This window comes from Pseudomonas sp. S2_E01 (assembly GCF_054668365.1).
In genome coordinates, this window is record NZ_CP162762.1 from 4,638,669 (window position 1) to 4,659,023 (window position 20,355).

General features: G+C 59.1%; 16 protein-coding genes and 1 pseudogene. 8 read left to right on the top strand and 9 right to left on the bottom strand.

Translation table 11 applies throughout. The features are described from left to right. A complete protein-coding gene (gene cyoB, locus AB4O36_RS21585) occupies positions 1-2,031 on the bottom strand; it encodes a cytochrome o ubiquinol oxidase subunit I (protein ID WP_460117872.1) in 2,031 nt (676 codons plus the stop codon). A 3-nt stretch (positions 2,032-2,034) separates the two neighbouring features. After that, the gene (gene cyoA / locus AB4O36_RS21590; RefSeq protein WP_460117874.1) at positions 2,035-2,967 is read right to left on the bottom strand and encodes a ubiquinol oxidase subunit II; all 933 of its coding nucleotides are present in this window, start codon (positions 2,965-2,967) and stop codon (positions 2,035-2,037) included. A 20-nt stretch (positions 2,968-2,987) separates the two neighbouring features. On the opposite strand from cyoA, the pseudogene AB4O36_RS21595 reads away from it, so the two are divergent. After that, a pseudogene (locus AB4O36_RS21595) lies at positions 2,988-3,198 on the top strand (hypothetical protein); the annotation flags it as partial. A gap of 579 nt (positions 3,199-3,777) precedes the next feature. Here AB4O36_RS21595 and AB4O36_RS21600 read toward each other — a convergent pair. The 7 genes from AB4O36_RS21600 to AB4O36_RS21630 form a co-directional block, all read right to left on the bottom strand. Further along, positions 3,778-4,287 (bottom strand): disulfide bond formation protein B, encoded by a 510-nt coding sequence (locus tag AB4O36_RS21600; RefSeq protein ID WP_460117876.1) that lies wholly within the window; start codon positions 4,285-4,287, stop codon positions 3,778-3,780. A 264-nt stretch (positions 4,288-4,551) separates the two neighbouring features. Beyond that, on the bottom strand, positions 4,552-5,328 hold the full coding sequence (locus tag AB4O36_RS21605; protein ID WP_460117878.1) for an ABC transporter substrate-binding protein: 777 nt from the start codon (positions 5,326-5,328) through the stop codon (positions 4,552-4,554). Positions 5,329-5,613: 285 nt separating this feature from the next. Beyond that, complete coding sequence (gene moaE, locus AB4O36_RS21610) at positions 5,614-6,066, bottom strand: molybdopterin synthase catalytic subunit MoaE (protein ID WP_460140236.1); 453 nt, start codon at positions 6,064-6,066, stop codon at positions 5,614-5,616. Between the two features lie 2 nt (positions 6,067-6,068). Further along, entirely contained in the window at positions 6,069-6,311 is a 243-nt protein-coding gene (moaD, locus tag AB4O36_RS21615; RefSeq protein ID WP_460140237.1) for a molybdopterin converting factor subunit 1, read from the bottom strand. After that, positions 6,308-6,781 carry a cyclic pyranopterin monophosphate synthase MoaC gene (moaC, locus tag AB4O36_RS21620; RefSeq protein ID WP_460117884.1) on the bottom strand — a complete coding sequence of 158 codons (474 nt, stop codon included), beginning with the start codon at positions 6,779-6,781 and terminating at the stop codon, positions 6,308-6,310. The genes moaD and moaC overlap by 4 nt, the downstream gene beginning before the upstream one ends. Positions 6,782-6,954: 173 nt before the next feature. Next, positions 6,955-8,349 (bottom strand): PhoH family protein, encoded by a 1,395-nt coding sequence (locus AB4O36_RS21625; RefSeq protein WP_460140238.1) that lies wholly within the window; start codon positions 8,347-8,349, stop codon positions 6,955-6,957. Positions 8,350-8,685: 336 nt separating this feature from the next. Further along, positions 8,686-9,810 (bottom strand): polysaccharide deacetylase family protein, encoded by a 1,125-nt coding sequence (locus AB4O36_RS21630; protein WP_460140239.1) that lies wholly within the window; start codon positions 9,808-9,810, stop codon positions 8,686-8,688. Between the two features lie 289 nt (positions 9,811-10,099). Between AB4O36_RS21630 and yaaA the strand changes: the two genes are divergently transcribed. The 7 genes from yaaA to algG all read left to right on the top strand — a co-directional run bounded on the left by yaaA (position 10,100) and on the right by algG (position 20,354). Further along, positions 10,100-10,879 (top strand): peroxide stress protein YaaA, encoded by a 780-nt coding sequence (gene yaaA / locus AB4O36_RS21635; protein ID WP_460117890.1) that lies wholly within the window; start codon positions 10,100-10,102, stop codon positions 10,877-10,879. Positions 10,880-11,690: 811 nt separating this feature from the next. Beyond that, positions 11,691-13,007, top strand: a complete 1,317-nt coding sequence (locus tag AB4O36_RS21640; protein WP_460117891.1) for a nucleotide sugar dehydrogenase — start codon at positions 11,691-11,693, stop codon at positions 13,005-13,007. 141 nt (positions 13,008-13,148) lie between these two features. Continuing rightward, positions 13,149-14,630: a mannuronan synthase gene (gene alg8, locus AB4O36_RS21645; protein WP_460117893.1), complete on the top strand. Its 1,482-nt coding sequence runs from the start codon at positions 13,149-13,151 to the stop codon at positions 14,628-14,630. Positions 14,631-14,665: 35 nt separating this feature from the next. Next, positions 14,666-15,835, top strand: coding sequence for a PilZ domain-containing protein (locus AB4O36_RS21650; RefSeq protein WP_460117896.1), 1,170 nt, complete (start codon positions 14,666-14,668; stop codon positions 15,833-15,835). An 18-nt stretch (positions 15,836-15,853) separates the two neighbouring features. Continuing rightward, entirely contained in the window at positions 15,854-17,269 is a 1,416-nt protein-coding gene (gene algK, locus AB4O36_RS21655; RefSeq protein ID WP_460117898.1) for an alginate biosynthesis TPR repeat lipoprotein AlgK, read from the top strand. After that, complete coding sequence (locus AB4O36_RS21660) at positions 17,266-18,753, top strand: alginate export family protein (protein ID WP_460117900.1); 1,488 nt, start codon at positions 17,266-17,268, stop codon at positions 18,751-18,753. The genes algK and AB4O36_RS21660 overlap by 4 nt, the downstream gene beginning before the upstream one ends. A 26-nt stretch (positions 18,754-18,779) precedes the next feature. Then, positions 18,780-20,354, top strand: a complete 1,575-nt coding sequence (algG, locus tag AB4O36_RS21665) for a mannuronan 5-epimerase AlgG (protein ID WP_460140240.1) — start codon at positions 18,780-18,782, stop codon at positions 20,352-20,354. Position 20,355 lies beyond the last annotated feature (1 nt).

The window sequence follows — 20,355 nt, forward strand, 5'->3', positions numbered from 1 at the left end:
TTAAGCCTGTTCCAACGAGGTTTCAACACGGGTGGCAGTGGCCGGGATTTTCCCTGCTGCTACCAGACGCTTGTGCTGCTCGGCTTCGATGCGCTCGATCACGTCGACCGGCACCATATAGCCTTGATCATCGCGGGCCGCGTGAATCGCGAAGTAGATAACGGTGCCGGCGAGGCTGGCGATGGCCAACCACCAGATGTGCCAGATCATCGCGAAACCGAACACGGTCAGCAGAGCGCCCATGACCACACCAGTAGCGGTGTTGTTTGGCATGTGGATCGGCGAGTACTTGGCCGGAGCCTGGTACGCAGTGCCGTTTTCCTTGGCTTCGGTGAACGGATCGACCACGTCGGCTTTTGGCAGCACGGCGAAGTTGTAGAACGGTGGTGGCGACGAAGTCGACCATTCCAGGGTATGGCCATTCCACGGGTCACCGTGTTCGCACATGTTCTCTGGCTTGTTGCGGTCACGCACACTCACGTAGAGCTGGATCAGCTGACAAGCGATACCCACGGCGATCATCACCGCACCGAACATGGCGACGTACAGGTACGGCACCCACTCAGGGTTGGTGGTGGCGTTCAGGCGACGGGTCATGCCCATGAAGCCCAGGACATACAACGGCATGAATGCAACGAAGAAGCCGGTGATCCAGAACCAGAATGCTGCCTTGCCCCAACCTTCGTGCAGCTTGAAGCCGAACGCTTTAGGGAAGTAGAAGGCGAAACCGGCGATGTAGCCGAATACCGCGCCGCCGATGATCACGTTGTGGAAGTGAGCGATCACGAACAGGCTGTTGTGCAGCACGAAGTCAGCACCCGGAATGGCCAGCAGTACGCCGGTCATGCCGCCGATGGCGAAGGTCACCATGAAGCCCAGGGTCCACATCACCTGGCTGGTGAAGCGCAGACGGCCCTGGTAGATGGTGAACAGCCAGTTGAATAGCTTTACACCCGTCGGGATGGAAATCAGCATCGTCGCCAGGCCGAAGAAGGCGTTGACGCTGGCACCCGAACCCATGGTGAAGAAGTGGTGCAGCCAGACCATGAAGCCCAGGATCGAGATCGCGCCCGAGGCGTAGATCATCGAGTGGTGGCCGAACAGTTTCTTGCCGGTGAAGGTCGAGATCACTTCGGAGAAGATACCGAACGCCGGCAGGATCAGGATGTATACCTCAGGGTGACCCCACGCCCAGAACAGGTTGACGTACATCATCGGATTGCCACCAAGTTCGTTGGTGAAAATGTGGAAATCCATGTAACGGTCAAGCGTCAGCAGCGCCAGGGTAGCGGTCAGGATCGGGAACGAAGCCACAATCAGGACGTTGGCCCAGGTGCAGGTCCAGGTGAAGATCGGCATGTCCATCAGTTTCATGCCAGGGGTGCGCATTTTCAGCACGGTGGCCAGGAAGTTGACCCCCGTCAGCGTTGTCCCGAGGCCCGATAGCTGTAGCGCCCAGATGTAGTAATCCATCCCCACGCCCGGACTGTATTGCAGGCCCGACAGCGGCGGATAGGCAACCCAACCGGTCTTGGCGAATTCGCCGACGCCCAGGGACAGGTTGATCAGCACCACGCCGGAAACCAGCAGCCAGAAGCTCAGGGAGTTCAGGAACGGGTAGGCAACGTCACGTGCGCCGATCTGCAGCGGCACTGCAAGGTTCATCAGGCCGGTGAAGAATGGCATCGCCATGAAGATGATCATGATCACACCGTGAGCGGTGAAGATCTGGTCATAGTGTTCAGGCGGCAGGTAGCCAGGCGAACCTTCGGTGGCCATGGCCAACTGGGTACGCATCATGATGGCGTCGGCAAAGCCGCGCAGCAGCATGACCATGGCGACGATGATGTACATCACGCCGATTTTCTTGTGGTCGACCGACGTCAGCCACTCGGTCCACAGGTAGGTCCACTTCTTGAAGTAGGTGATTGCAGCGAACAGCGCCAGACCACCGAGGGCGATCATGGCGATGGTCACCATCACGATCGGCTCGTGGAACGGGACCGCTTCCCAACTTAATTTACCAAACATCGTTTACTCCTCTGCCCCGGCAGCTGGATGCGAGTTGTCCATGGCGGCCACTTCTTTCTCTTTCTTCTCGTGGTTCAGTTTCGGACCTGGTTTCATGCCTTCGTACTTGTCGACGATGATCTGGAACAGGTTCGGAGTGACCGAGGAGTAGAGCTCGACCGGGTTGTTCTGGCTCTGCTTGGCCAAGGCTGCGTATTCAGCTTGTTCAAGCTTTTTAGGTGCCTTTTTGACTTCGCTGACCCAGGCATCGAACTCTTCCTGGGTAGTGGCGGTAGCCTTGAATTTCATGCCGGTGAAGCCAGCGCCGCTGTAGTTGGCAGAGATGCCTTCCATTTCAGCATTACGGTCGGCGATCAGGTGCAGCTTGGTCTGCATGCCCGCCATTGCGTAGATCTGGCCACCCAGGCCCGGGATGAAGAACGAGTTCATCACGGCGTCGGAGGTCACTTTGAAGTTGATCGGCGTGTGCGCCGGGAACACGATCTTGTTGACGGTCGCGATGCCTTGTTCCGGGTAGATGAACAGCCACTTCCAGTCCAGCGCGACCACTTCGATGGTCACCGGCTTCACGTCGGAATCCAGCGGACGATAAGGGTCCAGCTCGTGGGTCGACTTGTAGGTGATGTAACCCAGGGCAATGATGATGAGGATCGGAACAGTCCACACCGCGATTTCGATCTTGGTGGAGTGGTTCCACTTCGGCGTGTAGGTCGCGTTAGTGTTGGACGCGCGGTACTTCCAGGCGAACAGGAAGGTCATGACGATGACCGGAATCACCACCAACAGCATCAGCAGCGTCGCGGTGATGATCAGGTTTCGCTGTTCCAGGCCAACCTGGCCCGTTGGATTGAGCAAGGTCATGTTGCAGCCTCCCAGCAACAATGTGCCGAGCAGCGGCACGAGGCCTAGTAATCTGGGGTACCTGTTTTTACTCATCTCACGACCTCTAAAGCGCAATGCAGTTGGGTTTTGATCGCCAACACTTCACCCTGCCAAGGGTTGGCATTTTTTCTTGGATTGAATAAGGGCTGGCCCGTCGCGCGTCAGACGCTGTTCGACAAATCCTGGGCTAGCGGTGAGTTCTTATTCGAATTCGTGGTCAAAGGCCTTGTTACAGACCAATTCCATTTGGTGCGGATAGTTGGAAGGCACCGACACCAGGGGCTTCGCATGAGGCCATCAGCCTCTCGACGCCCTACTCTGCTCATTCACCTGGGTGAAATGGGAGAGTGCCGGGAATTCAGTGCGGGCGATTGTAGATATATGACGATCCATAAACCATGTCTCATCCCGAAATAATTAATATCCAAACCGGCAACAATTCTTGACCAATTCTGCAAAAGTGCGCCATGTTATCGAAATTGATTCGCAACAAAAACACCAAAAAATGTAGGTCTATGGTGCGCAATTCAGACAGTGTCCGAGGTCTCAGGATTGCCCATCACCCTGCCTTAACCCCTGTGTGACGGGGGCCAAGGCCATTTGCCATAACCTGTTAAAACTGCCTGCTCCCGGAAGATGCAGCGTTAACTCGACAGCACCGGACCCGCGCATTTTTCTTGTTTGGAACAGGGTCAATCGAGCACGTAAAAATGCCCTGCGACACCTGCGCCGCGACAACATGTCGCACATGCGCACCCCGCGTTCTTGACGTTCATCAAGGACTTTGCGGGCATCCCCTGAAATGCAAAACGCCCCGGTTCTCGATGAGGGCCGGGGCGTTTTGGATGAGCGTGACGAATGCTGTCAGCGTAACGCCTTGCGATTACGGGAAGTGAGCAGAGGCACCAGCACCACCACCAGCACAAACGCCAACAGCGCCCACTGCGCCAGGGACAGACCGAGGATCGGCGGGTACGGCGTCGAGCAGAAACCGTCGACCTGGAAACCCAGCGGGAAGATCTTCGCCAGTGGCAGGTCATCGACAATCGGCTGCAGCACATCGATGCCGCAGCTCACCGCCGGATAGAACTGGGTATAGACGTGATGCCCGGCGACCGCGACGCCGGCCAGGGCGCAGATCACCACCAGGGTTTCGAACACCGTGATGCTGCGTCGCGTGCGCATTGCCGCGCCGATAAAGGCGAAAATCGCGATCAGCAGCAAGGCGTAACGCTGCAGGATGCACAGCGGGCACGGCGCCTCGCCCAGCACGATCTGCATGTACAGCGCGCCGCCGATCAACGCCAGGCAAATGATGCCCAGCAAAACCAGATAGCGCCGCTCACGGCCCAACCGCATCGTTTCCTCGGTCATTGCGTTTCCCTTCCAGATATCGATTGATCGCAAGTCTACACGCTGGCCCGGACCTTGAAGAGCCCGGGGTGCGTGCAATGGATGTCGGGAATAAACGATAAGTCTGTTAAGGAAGCATTAACTCCAGACACCTTACCTCCTCTGTAGGAGCGAGCTTGCTCGCGATGGTCTTCAACGATAACGCGGGCTGTCTGACACCCTGCGGTGCCTGGGAGTCCATCGCGGGCAAGCCCGCTCCCACAGGGGACGGGGTGAGAGGATTAATCAGTCCCCGTAGATATCGGACTTGAAATACTTGTCCGAAATCTTCTGGTACTCGCCACTGGCGCGGATCCCGTCGATGGCGCTGTTCAATTGGCTGACCAGTTCGCTGTTGCCCTTGCGCACGGCAATCCCCGCGCCCTCGCCCACGTACTTGGGGTCCTTGAGTTCAGGACCGACAAAGGCATAACCCTTGCCGCGCGGCATTTGCAGGAAGTCATTGAGCGGGATGGTGTCGGCAAAGATCGCATCCAGCCGCCCGGCCGCCAGGTCCATGTAGATCTCTTCATTGTTACCGTAGCGCTTGACGGTAATGCCCTTGGGCTCGAACACCTCCGTGGCATAACGGTCGGTCGTCGTCGCACGCTGAACGCCGACAGTCTTGCCCTTGAGGCTGGCGTATTGGTCATCGACCACCGCACCTTCCTTCATGACCAGGCGCGAGGAGGTGAAGTAGTACTTGTGCGTGAAGTCCACCGACTTCTTGCGATCTTCGTTGATGGTCATGGACGACAGCGCCATGTCGATTTTCTTCACTTTGAGGGAAGGAATCAGACCGTCGAACTCACCTTCGACCCAAACGCACTTGACCTGCATCTGCGCGCACAGCGCATTGCCGATGTCGTAGTCGAACCCGACGATTTCGCCCTTGTCGGTTTTCGAGGCGAACGGCGGGTAAGCCGCTTCGATGCCAATGCGCAGGGTTTTCTCGGCGGCAAACACGCTGCTGCACGCCAACAGGCTCAGGGCCAGACCGGTGATGAGGGGGAATTTCTTCATGTTCGTTCTCTCGCGGGTTGTTGTTGGTTTGGCAAGACGAAAAGAAGCAGTTGCAAGCTTGAAGCTACAAACGTCACGATTTGTACTTATAAATCCATACTGGACTTTTATGTACATGACGTCAATTGGGTGCAGGGGGATGGGGCGGCCGGTGGTCGGCTGTTAAGCGGGAAAGGCGAGGTGTGACCAAGGCCCAATCGCGGGCAAGCCCGCTCCCACAGAGATCTCGCTAAACCTGTGGGAGCGGGCTTGCCCGCGATTGCTGACGAATGGGCACCGCAGGACCTACTGCTTCCAGCGATCCGCCGCCGAATGGTCGCTGTCTCGCCCTTCCACCCAGCGCGGTCCGTCTCGGGTGGTTTCTTTCTTCCAGAACGGTGCGCGGGTTTTCAGGTAGTCCATGACAAAGTTGCAGGCATCGAACGCGGCCTGGCGGTGGGCGCTGGCGGCGCCGACGAAGACGATGGGTTCGCCCGGCTCCAGGGCGCCGATGCGGTGCAGCACTTCCAGCTTGAGCAACGGCCAGCGCTGCTCGGCCTCGACCGCGATCTTGCCCAGGGCCTTTTCGGTCATGCCGGGATAATGCTCGAGAAACATGCCCGCCACATCCAGGCCGTCATTGAAGTCACGCACGTAGCCGACAAAACCCACCACCGCGCCGACCCCGACATTGGCGGCGTGCATGGCGTTGACTTCGGCGCCCGGATCGAACGCCGTGGACTGCACGCGAATCGCCATGTTCAGCCCCCGGTCACAGTCGGAAAGAATGCCACTTCATCGCCGTCGCTCACCGGCTCGTCGAGTTGGCACAGGTCTTCGTTGCGCGCGCACATCAGGTTCTGTTCGCTGAGCACGTCGGCACCGTCGCGCTGTGCCAGCAATGCACGCACATCATCGACCGTTGAAAAGGCGCCTTCGACTTTCACCGAATCGACACCCAAGGCTTCCCGGTATCGCGCAAAAAACTTCACAGTGACTTTCATGGCTGATCCGCCTGGTAATGGCCGCTCTTGCCGCCGAGTTTTTCCAGCAAGCGCACGGTTTCGATGGTCATGCCGCGATCCACGGCCTTGCACATGTCGTAGATGGTCAGGGCGGCAACACTGGCGGCAGTGAGTGCTTCCATCTCCACGCCAGTCTGCCCCGACAACTTGCAGGTCGCGCGGATATGCACGGCGTCCTCACCTTCAGCGCTCAGCTCGACCTTGACGCCGGTCAGCATCAACGGATGGCACAGGGGAATCAGATCGCTGGTTTTCTTCGCTGCCTGAATGCCGGCGATACGCGCCACGGCAAACACGTCGCCCTTGGGATGGCCACCGTTGACGATCATCTGCAGGGTCGTCGGCAGCATGCGCACCCGCGCCTCGGCCGTGGCCTCACGGAACGTGACGGATTTTTCGGTGACGTCGACCATGTGGGCGCGACCTTGGGAATCGAGATGAGTCAGCACGGGGCCTCCTTGAGGCAGCGGCAAGCGGCGAGCTACAAGCGGCAAGTAAAAACGCAGTCCAGCCGTGGATATGAAAGCGGTATTTAAGCAGCCGAAAGCCGCAAGCTACAAGCGGTAAGTGAAGATCACTCGGTCCGCTTGAGGCTTGCAGCTTGCAGCTTGCAGCTAGTGGTTTACAGATGCGATTCGGCGTATTCGGCCAGGATCGAACGTGGGACCCCTTGCAGGGTGATGTGGACGCCGTTCGGGAAGTCCTTGAAGCGTTCAGTCAGGTAGGTCAGCCCGGAACTGGTCGCGGACAGGTAAGGGGTGTCGATCTGTGCCAGGTTGCCCAGGCACACCACTTTGGAGCCGGCGCCGGCGCGGGTGATGATGGTTTTCATCTGGTGCGGCGTAAGGTTCTGGCATTCGTCGATCAGGATCAGGCTTTGCTGGAAGCTGCGGCCCCGAATGTAGTTGAGGGATTTGAACTGCAACGGCACTTTGCTGAGGATGTAGTCGACGCTGCCATGGGTACTCTCGTCATCCATGTGCAAGGCTTCGAGGTTGTCGGTAATGGCGCCGAGCCACGGCTCCATCTTCTCCGCTTCGGTGCCGGGCAGGAAACCGATTTCCTGGTCCAGGCCCTGCACGCTGCGGGTAGCGATGATGCGACGATAACGCTTGCTGACCATGGTCTGCTCAATCGCGGCAGCCAGGGCCAGGATGGTTTTACCGGAACCGGCGGCGCCCGACAGGTTGACCATGTGAATGTCCGGGTCGAGCAAGGCGAACAGCGCGAGGCTTTGGTAAATGTCACGGGGTTTCAGGCCCCAGGCTTCCTGGTGCAACAGGGGTTCCTGATGCAGGTCGAGGATCAGCAACTGGTCGTTCTCGATCTCCTTGATCCAGCCGACAAAGCCTTGCTCGTCGATGATGAACTCGTTGATATGGACCGCTGGCAGGTTGTCGATCAGCTTCACCTGGTGCCAGGTGCGGCCATGGCCCTGACGGGTTTCGACCTTGCTCACCAGGTCCCAGAACGAACCTTTCATCTCGTGGTAGCCGTTGGGCAGCAGCGAGACGTCGTCTACCAATTGGTCGGTGCTGTAGTCCTCGGCCGCGATTCCACAGGCGCGGGCCTTGAGGCGCATGTTGATGTCTTTGGTGACCAGCACGACAGGCAGCTCGGGCTGACGCGCGTGCAGATCGATCAACTGATTGATGATGATGTTGTCGTTCAGGTGCTCGGGCAGAATCAGATTCGGCTCGGCACGCTTGCTCATCAGAATTGACAGCAAACCCTTGGGCCCACTCTTGCCGCGCTGGATAGGGACACCCAGTTCAACGTCTTCGGGGCTGGCTTCGCCCAGGGTCTTGTCGATCAGGCGGATCGCCTGGCGACACTCGGCCGCCACGCTGTGATGCCCGCTCTTGAGCTTGTCCAGTTCCTCAAGCACGGTCATCGGGATTGCGACGTGGTGTTCTTCGAAGTTCAGCAGGGCATTGGGGTCGTGAATCAGTACGTTGGTATCGAGTACATAGAGGATTGGCTGGTTGGAGGAAGAACTACGTCCGTGGTCATCCATACTCGGTCACCTTATGTGGGAGCCATTCGACGCAATGCCTTGACGGCGCTGCGCCTCGAAGGGACTGCCGAACTCACCTGCAAGGGATCAAGTGAACTGCACACAAGTAGGGTCTTGGAAGACGCCACCTGTGTCGCAGGTTTCGGCGGTCTGTCTTCGTAATACTCCAAAACCCATGACAGAAAAAAGCACTTTGACGTTTTTTTGAAGTTTATTTTTCAGAGTGACGAATAGCCCTTGGCGTGCAGGCAATGTGCCGTTAAAGTCGGAAGTCCGCCTGCATCGAATTTCCTCGCAAAATCGCCCAAAACCCAATGTTTACGGGCAATCCAGCCTTCAGCGAAACGCATCCTGGCAATCTTCCCAACCGATCCCGCTGGGCGCCGTTTGCGTGATCAACCAAGGCAGCGCCGTTTTCACCCCATCCTGCTTGACGTTGAAGTTGATCACCCCGTGCCGCCACAGCAGCATCAAGGTCAGCACCCGCTGGGCGCTTTGATTGGGCTTGAGCTTGCCGGCGCCATCCTGGGCGTCGATGTCCCACAACGCCACTTGCAGGCCCTGGGCCTTGAAGAAGCCTTCGGCGTCCGAACGGCGCTGGCCATCGGGCGGACGGAACAGCGGTACGTAGTTCTCCGGTAGCTTGCTTTTCACCAGCTCGGCACTGCGCCGCACCGAGTCCTGCCAGTCCTGCCAATGACTGTGGGAACGAAATTCCCAGCCCTGCACGCCAATGCATTGCGTCGAATACGTGGCTTGCAGGCTGCTCACCGAACGGTCACCCAGGCGCGCCTGGATATCCTTGCCAAGCACAAAAAAAGTGCCGGTCAGGTTGGCCTTGCGCAGGTACTCGGCGACCCACGCGGTGTTGTCCGGCGCGGCATTGGCGCCGCTGTCGAAGGTCAGCAGGAACAGCCGGTCGTGCATCGACTCGCCATTGCGTTCGTACTCGCCAAAACGATCGATTTCACTGCTGGTCTGCGGGAACAGCGCGGCCTTGCGCAGTTGCTCATCGAGGTATTGTGCGTGGAACAGCCGGCTCGGCTCGGCCCACTTGATGTAGTAGCTGTCTTCGCTGATCTGGAACTTCTGCGCCTGCTCGCGCAGGGTGGCCATGTCTTCGACCAGAAAACAGAAGGAAGCGTCCTGGTCGCAGCTTTTCTGGGCATGGTTATAGTTGTCCAGCAAGCGTTGCCAGTAACGTTCACGCAGGCGATTGACCGACTCCATATTGATGGTACGCAGCCCTAGGCGCTGGGCCAGGCTGGCCTCGTCCAGGGATTCGCTGGCCCACAGCACGCGCGCGAACATAAGAATTTCCGCCCGGGAAGCCACGTCGAACAAGGTTGGATTTTTGAGCTGTTCCGGCCAGGTGCCGCGATCGAGGGTCGCGACATCGCCCGGCGCCGCCACCGCACCAAAACTCAACAGCCAGGTAAAAAGCAGAAAACCGATACGCAATGGGATGTCTCCATAACAAAACCCGCGCGGCACTATAGCTGATAGTGCCCTTATTCCCGCAGCACAGACGAACTCCCCTGTAGGAGCGAGCTTGCTCGCGATGGTGGCCCAGGCTCCGCGGGCATCCAGACAGCCAGCGTCATCGTTGACGTCCATCGCGAGCATGCTCGCTCCTACAGGGATCTGATTGATTGAGGGATTGTGGCCAATCATCACCTATCACCTCGATAGCTGGAGTCATCCCCCCCAACCCCCGTAGAATCGCCCCCACATTAAAGGAGACGATTTCATGCTGATGGTGATTTCCCCCGCCAAGACCCTCGATTACGAAACACCGCCGGCGACCCAGCGCTTTACCCAGCCGCAGTACCTCGACCATTCCCAGGAATTGATCCTGCAATTGCGCGACATGACGCCCGCGCAGATCAGCGAGCTGATGCACGTTTCCGACAAGATCGGTGGTCTCAACGCCGCACGTTTCGGCAGCTGGACCCCAGCCTTTACCCCTGACAACGCCAAGCAGGCACTGCTGGCCTTCAAGGGTGACGTGTACACCGGTCTCAACGCCCAGACCTTCAGCGAAGCCGATTTCGATTACGCCCAGCAGCACTTGCGGATGCTGTCCGGCCTGTATGGCCTGCTGCGCCCGCTGGACCTGATGCAACCGTATCGCCTGGAAATGGGCACTAAACTGGCCAACGCCCGGGGCAAGGACCTGTATGCCTTCTGGGGCACACGGATCAGCGAATGGCTGAACGAAGCCCTGGCCGATCAAGGCGATGATGTGCTGCTGAACCTGGCATCCAACGAGTACTTCTCGGCGGTCAAGCGCAATGCCTTGAACGCACGCATCATCAATACCGAGTTCAAGGACCTGAAAAACGGCCAGTACAAGATCATCAGCTTCTACGCGAAAAAAGCCCGGGGCATGATGAGCCGCTTCGTCATCGAGGAGCGAATCAACGATCCGGCCCACCTCAAGCAATTTGACGTTCAGGGCTACCGCTACAGTGCTGAACAGTCGAAACCCGACAGCCTGGTGTTCCTGCGCGATCACGCACCCGAATAATGCACCGCCCTGGCGCGCGACAAAATGCCCCCGTCGTGCGCCCTCCTTTGATCGTCCTACAATTACCTCGCCACTCGTCAGCATTTTGACGACAAAAAACCGTCCACCGCCATCATGACTTTAGTTTCACTCGACTGAATCGATTTTTTTCAGTAGTGGCACTGAAAATAATTCTTGGTGCTGGCACAAAAATATCTCACCTGTTTAACCCCCTGTGTAACAAGGGCGAGACAGCAAGTGCCATCAATTTGAAAGCAGTGCCATCCTTTTCAATATTTCAAAAAATTTCAACATTCGCGATGGGTGGGTCGGAACTATGTCAATTTGCATAGCTCATACCACCGGTAGCGATTATCTCTGGATATGTACGAGATAACTTACGTAGAGACGCGACGTGAATGGTGAAACTGTCACACCAACTTCGCCACAGTAATAACGGATCTGCGCAAGACCTGCAGCAAAGGAGATAAGGCATGACTGCTATCACCTATACGGCCAAGACTGCGCCCCAGTAAACGTGCTCTCCCGAGCACCAAAACCCTTGATCCACGGGCCTTACGCCCGGCATCGAGTGTGAACGAGTGTTGCCCGAACAACCTCGAACCCGAGGACTCGGCTGCATAACGGGGCAAGTCATAACAATAAGGCCTAGTTGCGCACATCTTGAGTGCACTTATTTAGACACTCGGAACTTATATGCCTGCACACGGCACTGCGACGCCTGTCAGCCGCACTTCCGAGTGCACTAGTACCGCTGAATACCATTAACTCCGGCCATGTAATGGCTTGATTAAACACAGAGGAAAATGCGATGCGCATCAGCATATTTGGTTTGGGTTACGTCGGTGCAGTGTGTGCCGGTTGCCTGTCTGCACGGGGCCATGACGTTGTTGGCGTCGATGTCGCCAAGGACAAGATCGACATGATCAACGCCGGCAAATCACCGATCGTTGAACCGGGTCTGGGCGAACTGCTGGCCAAGGGCATCGAAACCGGCCGTCTGCGTGGTACGACCAACTTCGCCGAGGCGATTCGCGATACCGACCTGTCGATGATTTGCGTCGGTACGCCGAGCAAGAAGAACGGCGACCTGGAACTGAACTACATCGAGGCGGTGTGCCGCGAGATCGGTTTTGTCCTGCGTGAAAAATCCACCCGCCACACCATCGTGGTGCGCAGCACCGTGCTGCCGGGCACCGTCGCAAACGTTGTCATCCCGATTCTCGAGGATTGCTCGGGCAAGAAAGCCGGCGTCGATTTCGGCGTGGCCGTCAACCCTGAATTCCTGCGTGAGAGCACCGCGATCGCTGACTACGACCTGCCACCGATGACTGTCATCGGCGAGTTCGACAAGGCTTCCGGCGATGTCTTGCAATCGCTGTACGAAGAGCTCGACGCACCGATCATCCGCAAGGACATCGCTGTCGCCGAGATGATCAAGTACACCTGCAACGTGTGGCACGCCGCCAAGGTGACCTTCGCCAACGAGATAGGCAACATCGCCAAGGCCGTCGGTGTCGATGGTCGTGAAGTGATGGACGTAGTCTGCCAGGACAAGACGCTGAACCTGTCCCAGTACTACATGCGCCCAGGCTTTGCCTTCGGCGGTTCCTGCCTGCCCAAGGACGTGCGCGCCCTGACCTATCGCGCCGGCTCCCTGGACGTGGAAGCACCACTGCTCAACTCGCTGATGCGCAGTAACGAAGCCCAGGTGCAGAACGCCTTCGACATCGTCTCCAGCCACGACAAACGCAAAGTTGCCCTGCTGGGCCTGAGCTTCAAGGCCGGTACCGACGACCTGCGTGAAAGCCCACTGGTCGAGTTGGCTGAAATGCTGATCGGCAAGGGTTTCGATCTGGAGATCTACGACAGCAACGTCGAATACGCCCGTGTCCACGGCGCGAACAAGGACTACATCGAGTCGAAGATCCCTCACGTCTCGTCCTTGCTCAACTCCGACTTCGACGCAGTCATCAACAACTCCGACGTGATCATCCTCGGCAACCGTGACGAGAAGTTCCGCACCCTGGTGCAGGAAGTCCCGCACGGCAAACAAGTGATCGACCTGGTGGGCTTCATGTCTCAAGCCACCAGCGCCAACGGCCGCGCCGAAGGCATCTGCTGGTAAGGCTGCCTTCCCTGTAGGAGCGAGCACGCTCGCGATGGTCGCCAACGATGACGCTGGCTGCCTGACACCCAGCGGTGTTCCCGGGTTCATCGCGAGCATGCTCGCTCCTACAGGTTCCACGGATCGAGACGGATACACATTATGCACAGGCTAAAGAATGGCCTACTCCAGGCCGCCGGTTGGCTGTTTTACTTGACTCTCCTGATGGGGATCGCCACGGCGTTGCCAACGTCCACGTTCGACTCCGAGTCGAAGGACTTCATTTTCCTGATCGGTATCGTCGGTATCTGGCGCTACTCGATGGGCGCCACGCACTTTGTGCGCGGCATGCTGTTCCTGTACGTGGTCTACCCGCACCTGCGGCGCAAAGTGCGCAAGCTGGGCAAAGCGGCTGACCCGTCCCACGTTTTCCTGATGGTCACCAGTTTCCGTATTGACGCGCTGACCACTGCCCAGGTCTACAGCTCGGTGATTCGCGAAGCCATCGACTGCGGCCTGCCGACCACCGTGGTCTGCTCAATCGTGGAAATGTCCGATGAGCTGCTGGTCAAAAGCCTGTGGAACCGGATGAACCCGCCAGAGCGGGTCAAGCTCGACTTCGTGCGTATTCCCGGCACCGGCAAGCGCGATGGCCTGGCCTACGGTTTCCGTGCCATCTCCCGTCACCTGCCGGACGACCGTGCCGTGGTGGCCGTGATTGATGGCGATACCGTGCTCGCCGAAGGCGTGGTGCTCAAGACCGTGCCGTGGTTCCAGATGTTCGGCAATGTCGGCGGCCTGACCACCAACGAATTCTGCGAAGTGCGCGGCGGCTACATCATGAGCGAGTGGCACAAACTGCGATTCGCCCAGCGTCACATCAACATGTGTTCGATGGCTCTGTCCAAACGCGTGCTGACCATGACCGGCCGCATGTCGGTGTTCCGCGCCTCCGTGGTGACCAACCCGGAATTCATCGCCGACGTGGAAAGCGATTCGCTGCAGCACTGGCGCCTGGGCCGCTTCAAGTTCCTGACCGGTGACGACAAGTCGAGCTGGTTCAGCCTGATGCGTCTGGGCTACGACACCTTCTATGTCCCGGATGCCGCCATCCACACCGTTGAGCATCCGCCAGAAAAGAGCTTCATCAAGGCCAGCCGCAAGCTGATGTTCCGCTGGTACGGCAACAACCTGCGCCAGAACTCCCGTGCCTTGGGCCTGGGGATCAAGCGCCTCGGTGCGTTTACCACGGTGGTGCTGTTCGACCAGCGCGTGTCGATGTGGACTTCGCTGCTGGGCCTGACCGTGGCGATCCTCGCCAGCTTCAAGTACGGCACCGCGTTCATCCTGGTTTACCTGCTGTGGATCGGCATTACCCGCCTGATCCTGACCCTGTTGCTGTCCTGCTCCGGCCACCGGATCGGTCCGGCTTACCCGGCGATTCTGTATTACAACCAGATTGTTGGCGCGCTGGTGAAGATCTACGTGTTCTTCCGCCTCGACCAACAATCCTGGACTCGCCAGCCCACTTCCCTGACCCGTGATCTCGCCAGCTTTCAACGTTGGTTCAACACCTGGTCGTCTCGGACCATGACCTTCTCTGCCGGCAGCATTTTTGTCGCCGTGCTGCTGATGATGGTCTGACCGAACTCGCCTGAATTAACTAGGAAATCGCCCATATGAATACCGCCGTCAACGCCAACGTAGTGCATGAATCCGAAGCCCAGCGCCAGCACGCCCGTGTGAAAATCCCGGCCAAACTGCGTTTCTTCGGTCCGGACCGGACCCCGGTTGAAGCCCGGGTCCTCGACCTTTCCGCTGGCGGCCTGGCATTCAACGCCGGTCAACTGCCGCTGAAGATCGGTGACGCCCACAAGGCACGCCTGCAGTTCGTCATCGACAACCTCGGCCTGGCCATGGACGTTGAACTGCAAGTGCGCTCCTTCGATCGCCAGACCGGGCGCGTCGGTTGCCAGTTCCAGAACCTGGAACCGCAGGACATTTCGACCCTGCGCCACCTGATCACTTCGCACCTGGCGGGCGACATTGTCAGCATCGGTGAAGTGCTGGCCACCCTGCAGCGCGACAACTTCACCAAGGCGCGCAAACAGAAGGACGGCAGCCAGGGCATGAGCGCCTTGGGTCGCCTGCGCGCAGTGACCTTCAGCCTGGGCGTGTTCATCGTCGGCCTGGCGGCGTTCGGTTTCATTTTCAAATCGGTGTACGGCATGTACTTCGTCAGCCACGCCCAGGCCGGTCTGGTCAGCGTGCCGGGCATGAACATCACCATGCCGCGCGACGGCACCGTGCAAAGCCTGATCAAGGCTGACGGCGTGGCCGCCAAAGGCGCGCCGCTGGCGACCTTCAGCACCAGCATGCTCGACGTACTCAAGGGCCATCTGGACGAAGACCAGTTGCAACCGGCCAAGGTTGAAGAACTGTTCGGCAAGCAAATGACCGGCACCCTGACTTCGCCATGCGACTGCACCGTGGCCCAGCAACTGGTTGCCGACGGTCAATACGCCAGCAAGGGTGACGTGATCTTCCAACTGGTGCCGCGCAACAGCGAAGCCAACGTCGAAGCGCGCTTCTCCTATCGCCAGTTCAACGACGTACGCCCAGGCACCACCGTCAGCTTCCAGATCGCCGGTGAAGACCAAAACCGCACCGGCAAGATCGTGAGCAGCAGCAGCTTGAAAAGCGCCGACCTGTCCTCCGACATTCGCGTCCTGATCCAGCCTGACGAGCCGCTGGACAGCAAGTTCGCCGGTCGTCCGGTGGAAGTGAACAGCGACCGCGGCCCGAACCTGAACTGGCTGATCAACAAAGCCATGGCCGCTGGCCTGTAAGCGGAGGACGTGACCGTGATGACGCCCAAACTATTCAGTACATCGCGCTCCCACATGGGGTCTCTGTGTGCTGTCGCGCTCGCCATCAGCCTCACCGGCTGCGCCGGCCTGCCCGATCAGCGCCTGGCCAACGAAGCCCTCAAGCGCGGTGACACTGCGCTTGCCCAGCAGAACTACAAGGCCCTGGCCGACCTGGGTTACAGCGAGGCGCAAGTCGGGCTGGCCGACATCCAGGTCGACAGCCGCGACCCGGCGCAGATCAAACAGGCAGAGGCGACTTACCGCGCCGCTGCCGATGTGTCGCCCCGTGCCCAGGCACGCTTGGGTCGCCTCCTAGTGGCCAAGCCGGGTTCCACCGAAGCCGAACAGCACGAAGCCGAGACGCTGCTGAAAAAAGCAGCGGCCAATGGCGAAGGCAACACGCTCATCCCGCTGGCGATGCTGTACCTGCAATACCCGCACAGTTTCCCCAACATCAACGCCCAACAGCAGATCAGCCAATGGCGCGCCGAAGGCAAGCCGGAGGCGGGCCTGGCTCAAGTGCTGCTCTACCGCACCCAAGGCACGTACGATCAGCATCTGGACGAAGTGGCGACCATCTGCAAGGCCGCGTTGAACACCACCGACATCTGCTACGTCGAGTTGGCCACGGTCTACCAGAAACAGGGCAAGACCGAAGAGCAAGCCGCCCTGATCAAGCAGATGCAGGCCGCGCATACCCGTGGCACCGTGTCCGCGCAACGCGTGGACAGCGTAGCGCGTGTCCTTGGCGACTCGACGCTGGGCAAGACCGACGAGAAAACCGCCCAATCGCTGCTCGAAGACATCGCTCCCGGCTACCCCGCTTCCTGGGTCAGCCTGGCGCAGTTGCTGTACGACTTCCCGGAACTGGGCGACGTCGACACGATGATGAAGTACCTGGAAAACGGCCGCGCCGCCGACCAGCCCCGCGCCGAACTGTTGCTCGGCAAGCTCTACTACGAGGGCAAATGGGTGCCGGCCGATGCCAAGGTCGCCGAAGCGCACTTCCAGAAAGCCGTTGGCAAGGAAGTGGCCGCCGATTACTACCTGGGTCAGATCTACCGTCGCGGTTACCTGGGCCAGGTCTATTCGCAAAAAGCCCTGGATCACTTGTTGACCGCTGCGCGCAACGGCCAGAACAGCGCCGACTTCGCCATCGCCCAGCTGTTTTCCCAAGGCAAGGGCACCAAGCCTAACCCGCTCAATGCCTATGTCTTCAGTCAATTGGCCAAGGCCCAAAACACCCCGCAAGCCACCGAGCTTGCGCAAACACTCGAAGCCCAACTGCCGCCTGCCCAGCTCGCCGAAGCCCAACGCCTGTTGAAACAAGAACAGGCCGTAAGAGGTGCCTTGAGCCAGAACACGCTGGAACTGCACGCCCTGCAAGAAGAAGACGGCGAGGAAAAATTATGAAGTTGAATCCTTTCGTGAAGGCCGGCATTGGCCTGACTTGCGCACTGCTGTGGTCTTGCCCAACGCTCGCGGCATTGACCGAAGCCAAGAACTTCGGCCTCGAAGTGAAGATCACCGGCCAGTCCGAGGACGACCGTGACCTGGGCACTGCCAGCGGCGGCGACGTCAACGGTGTCGGCCTTGACCTGCGACCTTGGGTCTACGGCGAGAGTGGCGCATGGAGCGCCTACGCCATGGGCCAGGCGGTGACGTCCACCGACATCATCGAAACCGACACCTTGCAGCAGTCCGACGACGAAGGCACCCAGACCACCGACAACGGTGATCGCAAGACCAAGAAAAACTACCTGGCGATGCGTGAGTTCTGGGTTGGCTACAGCGGCCTGACCCCCTACCCCGGCGAGATCCTCAAGCTCGGTCGCCAACGCCTGCGCAACGACGACGGCCAATGGCGCGACACCAACATCGAAGCCCTGAACTGGACCTTTGACACCACCCTGCTGCGGGCCAACGCGGGCGTCGCCGAACGTTTCAGCGAATACCGCACCGATTTGAAAGAGCTGTCGCCCCAGGACAAGGATCGCCTGCACGTCTACGCCGATGCGGCGTACCAGTGGACACCGGGCAATTGGGTCGGCATTCGCGGGCATCACACCCATGACGACGGCAAGCTCGACTACCCGGAACCGGGCGTGGCCGGCGACTCGCTGGACAAGAAACAAAATGGCGACATCAGCTGGCTCGGCCTCACCGCCGACAGCGACGCGTACAACTATCGCAACACCAACACCCTCAATTACTGGGGCAGCGTCACCGGCATGAGCGGCGACACCGACACGGTCAACCCGCTCAATGCCGACGGCACGCGCCCCGCACAAGCCAAGCGTGGTGAAGACGTCAACGGCTGGGCCACCGACCTGGGTGTACGCCTGCGCCTCGACCCGCAGTGGCAGGTGGGTGCCGCCTACGCCCGCGCCAGCGCCGATTACCAACAGAACGGCCTGGAAAGCAACCGCTCGAACTACACCGGTACGCGCTCGCGTGTTCACCGTTTCGGCGAAGCCTATCGCGGCGAAATGAATAACATGCAGACCGCGACCCTGTTCGGCTCATGGATGCTCAACGACGAATACGACGCGAGCCTGATCTATCACAAATTCTGGCGTGTCGACGGCAACAAGCCTGTCGGCAGCAACGGCATCAACGCCGTCGAGAACAACACCGACGACGCCACCGGCGCGATCCTCTCCAGCACGTCACTGCCGCTGGAAGATGGCAACAAAGACCTCGGCCAGGAAATGGACCTCGTCGTCACCAAGTACTTCAAACAAGGCCTGCTGCCGGCGGCGCTGAGCCAGTCGATCGACGAGCCGTCGGCCCTGGTGCGCTTTCGTGGCGGTGTATTCAAACCGGGCGATGCCTACGGCAAACAGGTCGATTCGTACATGCACCGCGCGTTCATCGACGTGATCTGGCGCTTCTGATGCAAACCGCTAAAGGAGTTCCCGACATGCACAGTCCGAACAGAGGCGCCTTGACCTTGCTGGCCGGTGCGATGCTGCTGGCCAGTGCAGCCGCCTTCGCCAATGCCGAGCCTGCGCCCAAGCCCACGACTACGGCCAAGGAATTGCAACAGGCAAAAACCTACACCGTCGCCAGTGCGCCCACCGCGCCGCTGGAGCTGGAAAAACCGGTACCACCGGACATCAGCGGCTACACCGCCGAAGCCATCGCGAAAAAAATCGTGCGCAGCAAGGCCGGCAAGGTCAGCGTGCGCCGCATGATGCAGGAAGACGCGCTGAAGGACTTCATCGGCGGCGATAACAAGATGGCCGAATGGGTGGTGCGTCAGCACGGGATCCCACAGGCGATCTTCGTCGACGACGGCTACATGAACCTTCAGGACCTGGCGAAGAAGCTGCCCAAGCAGTACCTCAACGAAACCTCGCCGGGCGTGTTCCTGGCTAAGGTGCCGATTGTGGTGGGCAGGCACGGCATCCTCGATATCGACAAGCAGACCCAGGAGTTGCGCCTGTCCCAGGAAGCCGGTTCGTTCCTGGTCAACGACGGCCAACTGTTTGTGCGTGATACCAAGGTCACCGGTTGGAGTGAAAAAAGTAACGGTCCGGCCATGTTCAAGTCGGCCAAGGAATTCCGTCCGTTCCTGCTGGCCTGGGGTGGCACCGAGACCTACATCGCCAACAGCAAGATGGCCAGTTTCGGCTACGCCAACAGTAAGTCCTACGGCGTGAGTATTTCCCAGTACACGCCAAACATGGCCAAGGTGCTCAAGCGCCCTGAACCGACCGGCTGGATCGTCGGCTCGGAGTTCTCGGACATGTACTACGGCTTCTACTGCTACGAAACCCGCGACTTCGTCGTCAAGGGCAACACCTACAAAGACAACATCATCTACGGCATCGACCCGCATGACCGATCGCACGGGTTGATCATCGCCGACAACACGGTGTACGGGACCAAGAAAAAGCACGGGATCATTATTTCCCGTGAGGTCAACGACAGCTTCATCTTCAACAACCGCAGCTACGACAACAAGTTGTCGGGACTGGTGATCGACCGTAACAGCGTCAACAACCTGATCGCCTACAACGAGATCTACAAGAACCACACCGACGGCATCACGCTGTACGAGAGTGGGGACAACCTGATCTACGGCAACAAGGTCATCAGCAACAAGCGCCACGGCATTCGCATTCGTAACAGCGTGAACATTCGCCTCTACGAAAACCTGGCCATGGCCAACGGCCTCACCGGCGTCTACGGCCACATCAAGGACCTGACCGACACCGACCGTGACATCAAGCTCGACCCGTTCGACGCCCAAGTGTCGCTGATCATCGTTGGTGGCGAACTGGCCGGCAACGGCAGCGGGCCGCTGTCCATCGACTCGCCCTTGAGCGTCGAGCTGTATCGCGTGTCGATGCTCGCCCCGACCAAATCCAGCGGCATCAGCTTCAACGGCATCCTGGGCGAACGCCAGGATGAAATTCTCGACCTGATGGTGCGCCAGCAGAAAGCCGTGCTGATCGACCCGGTCGAACGCCAGACCGAATTGCAGGACTGAG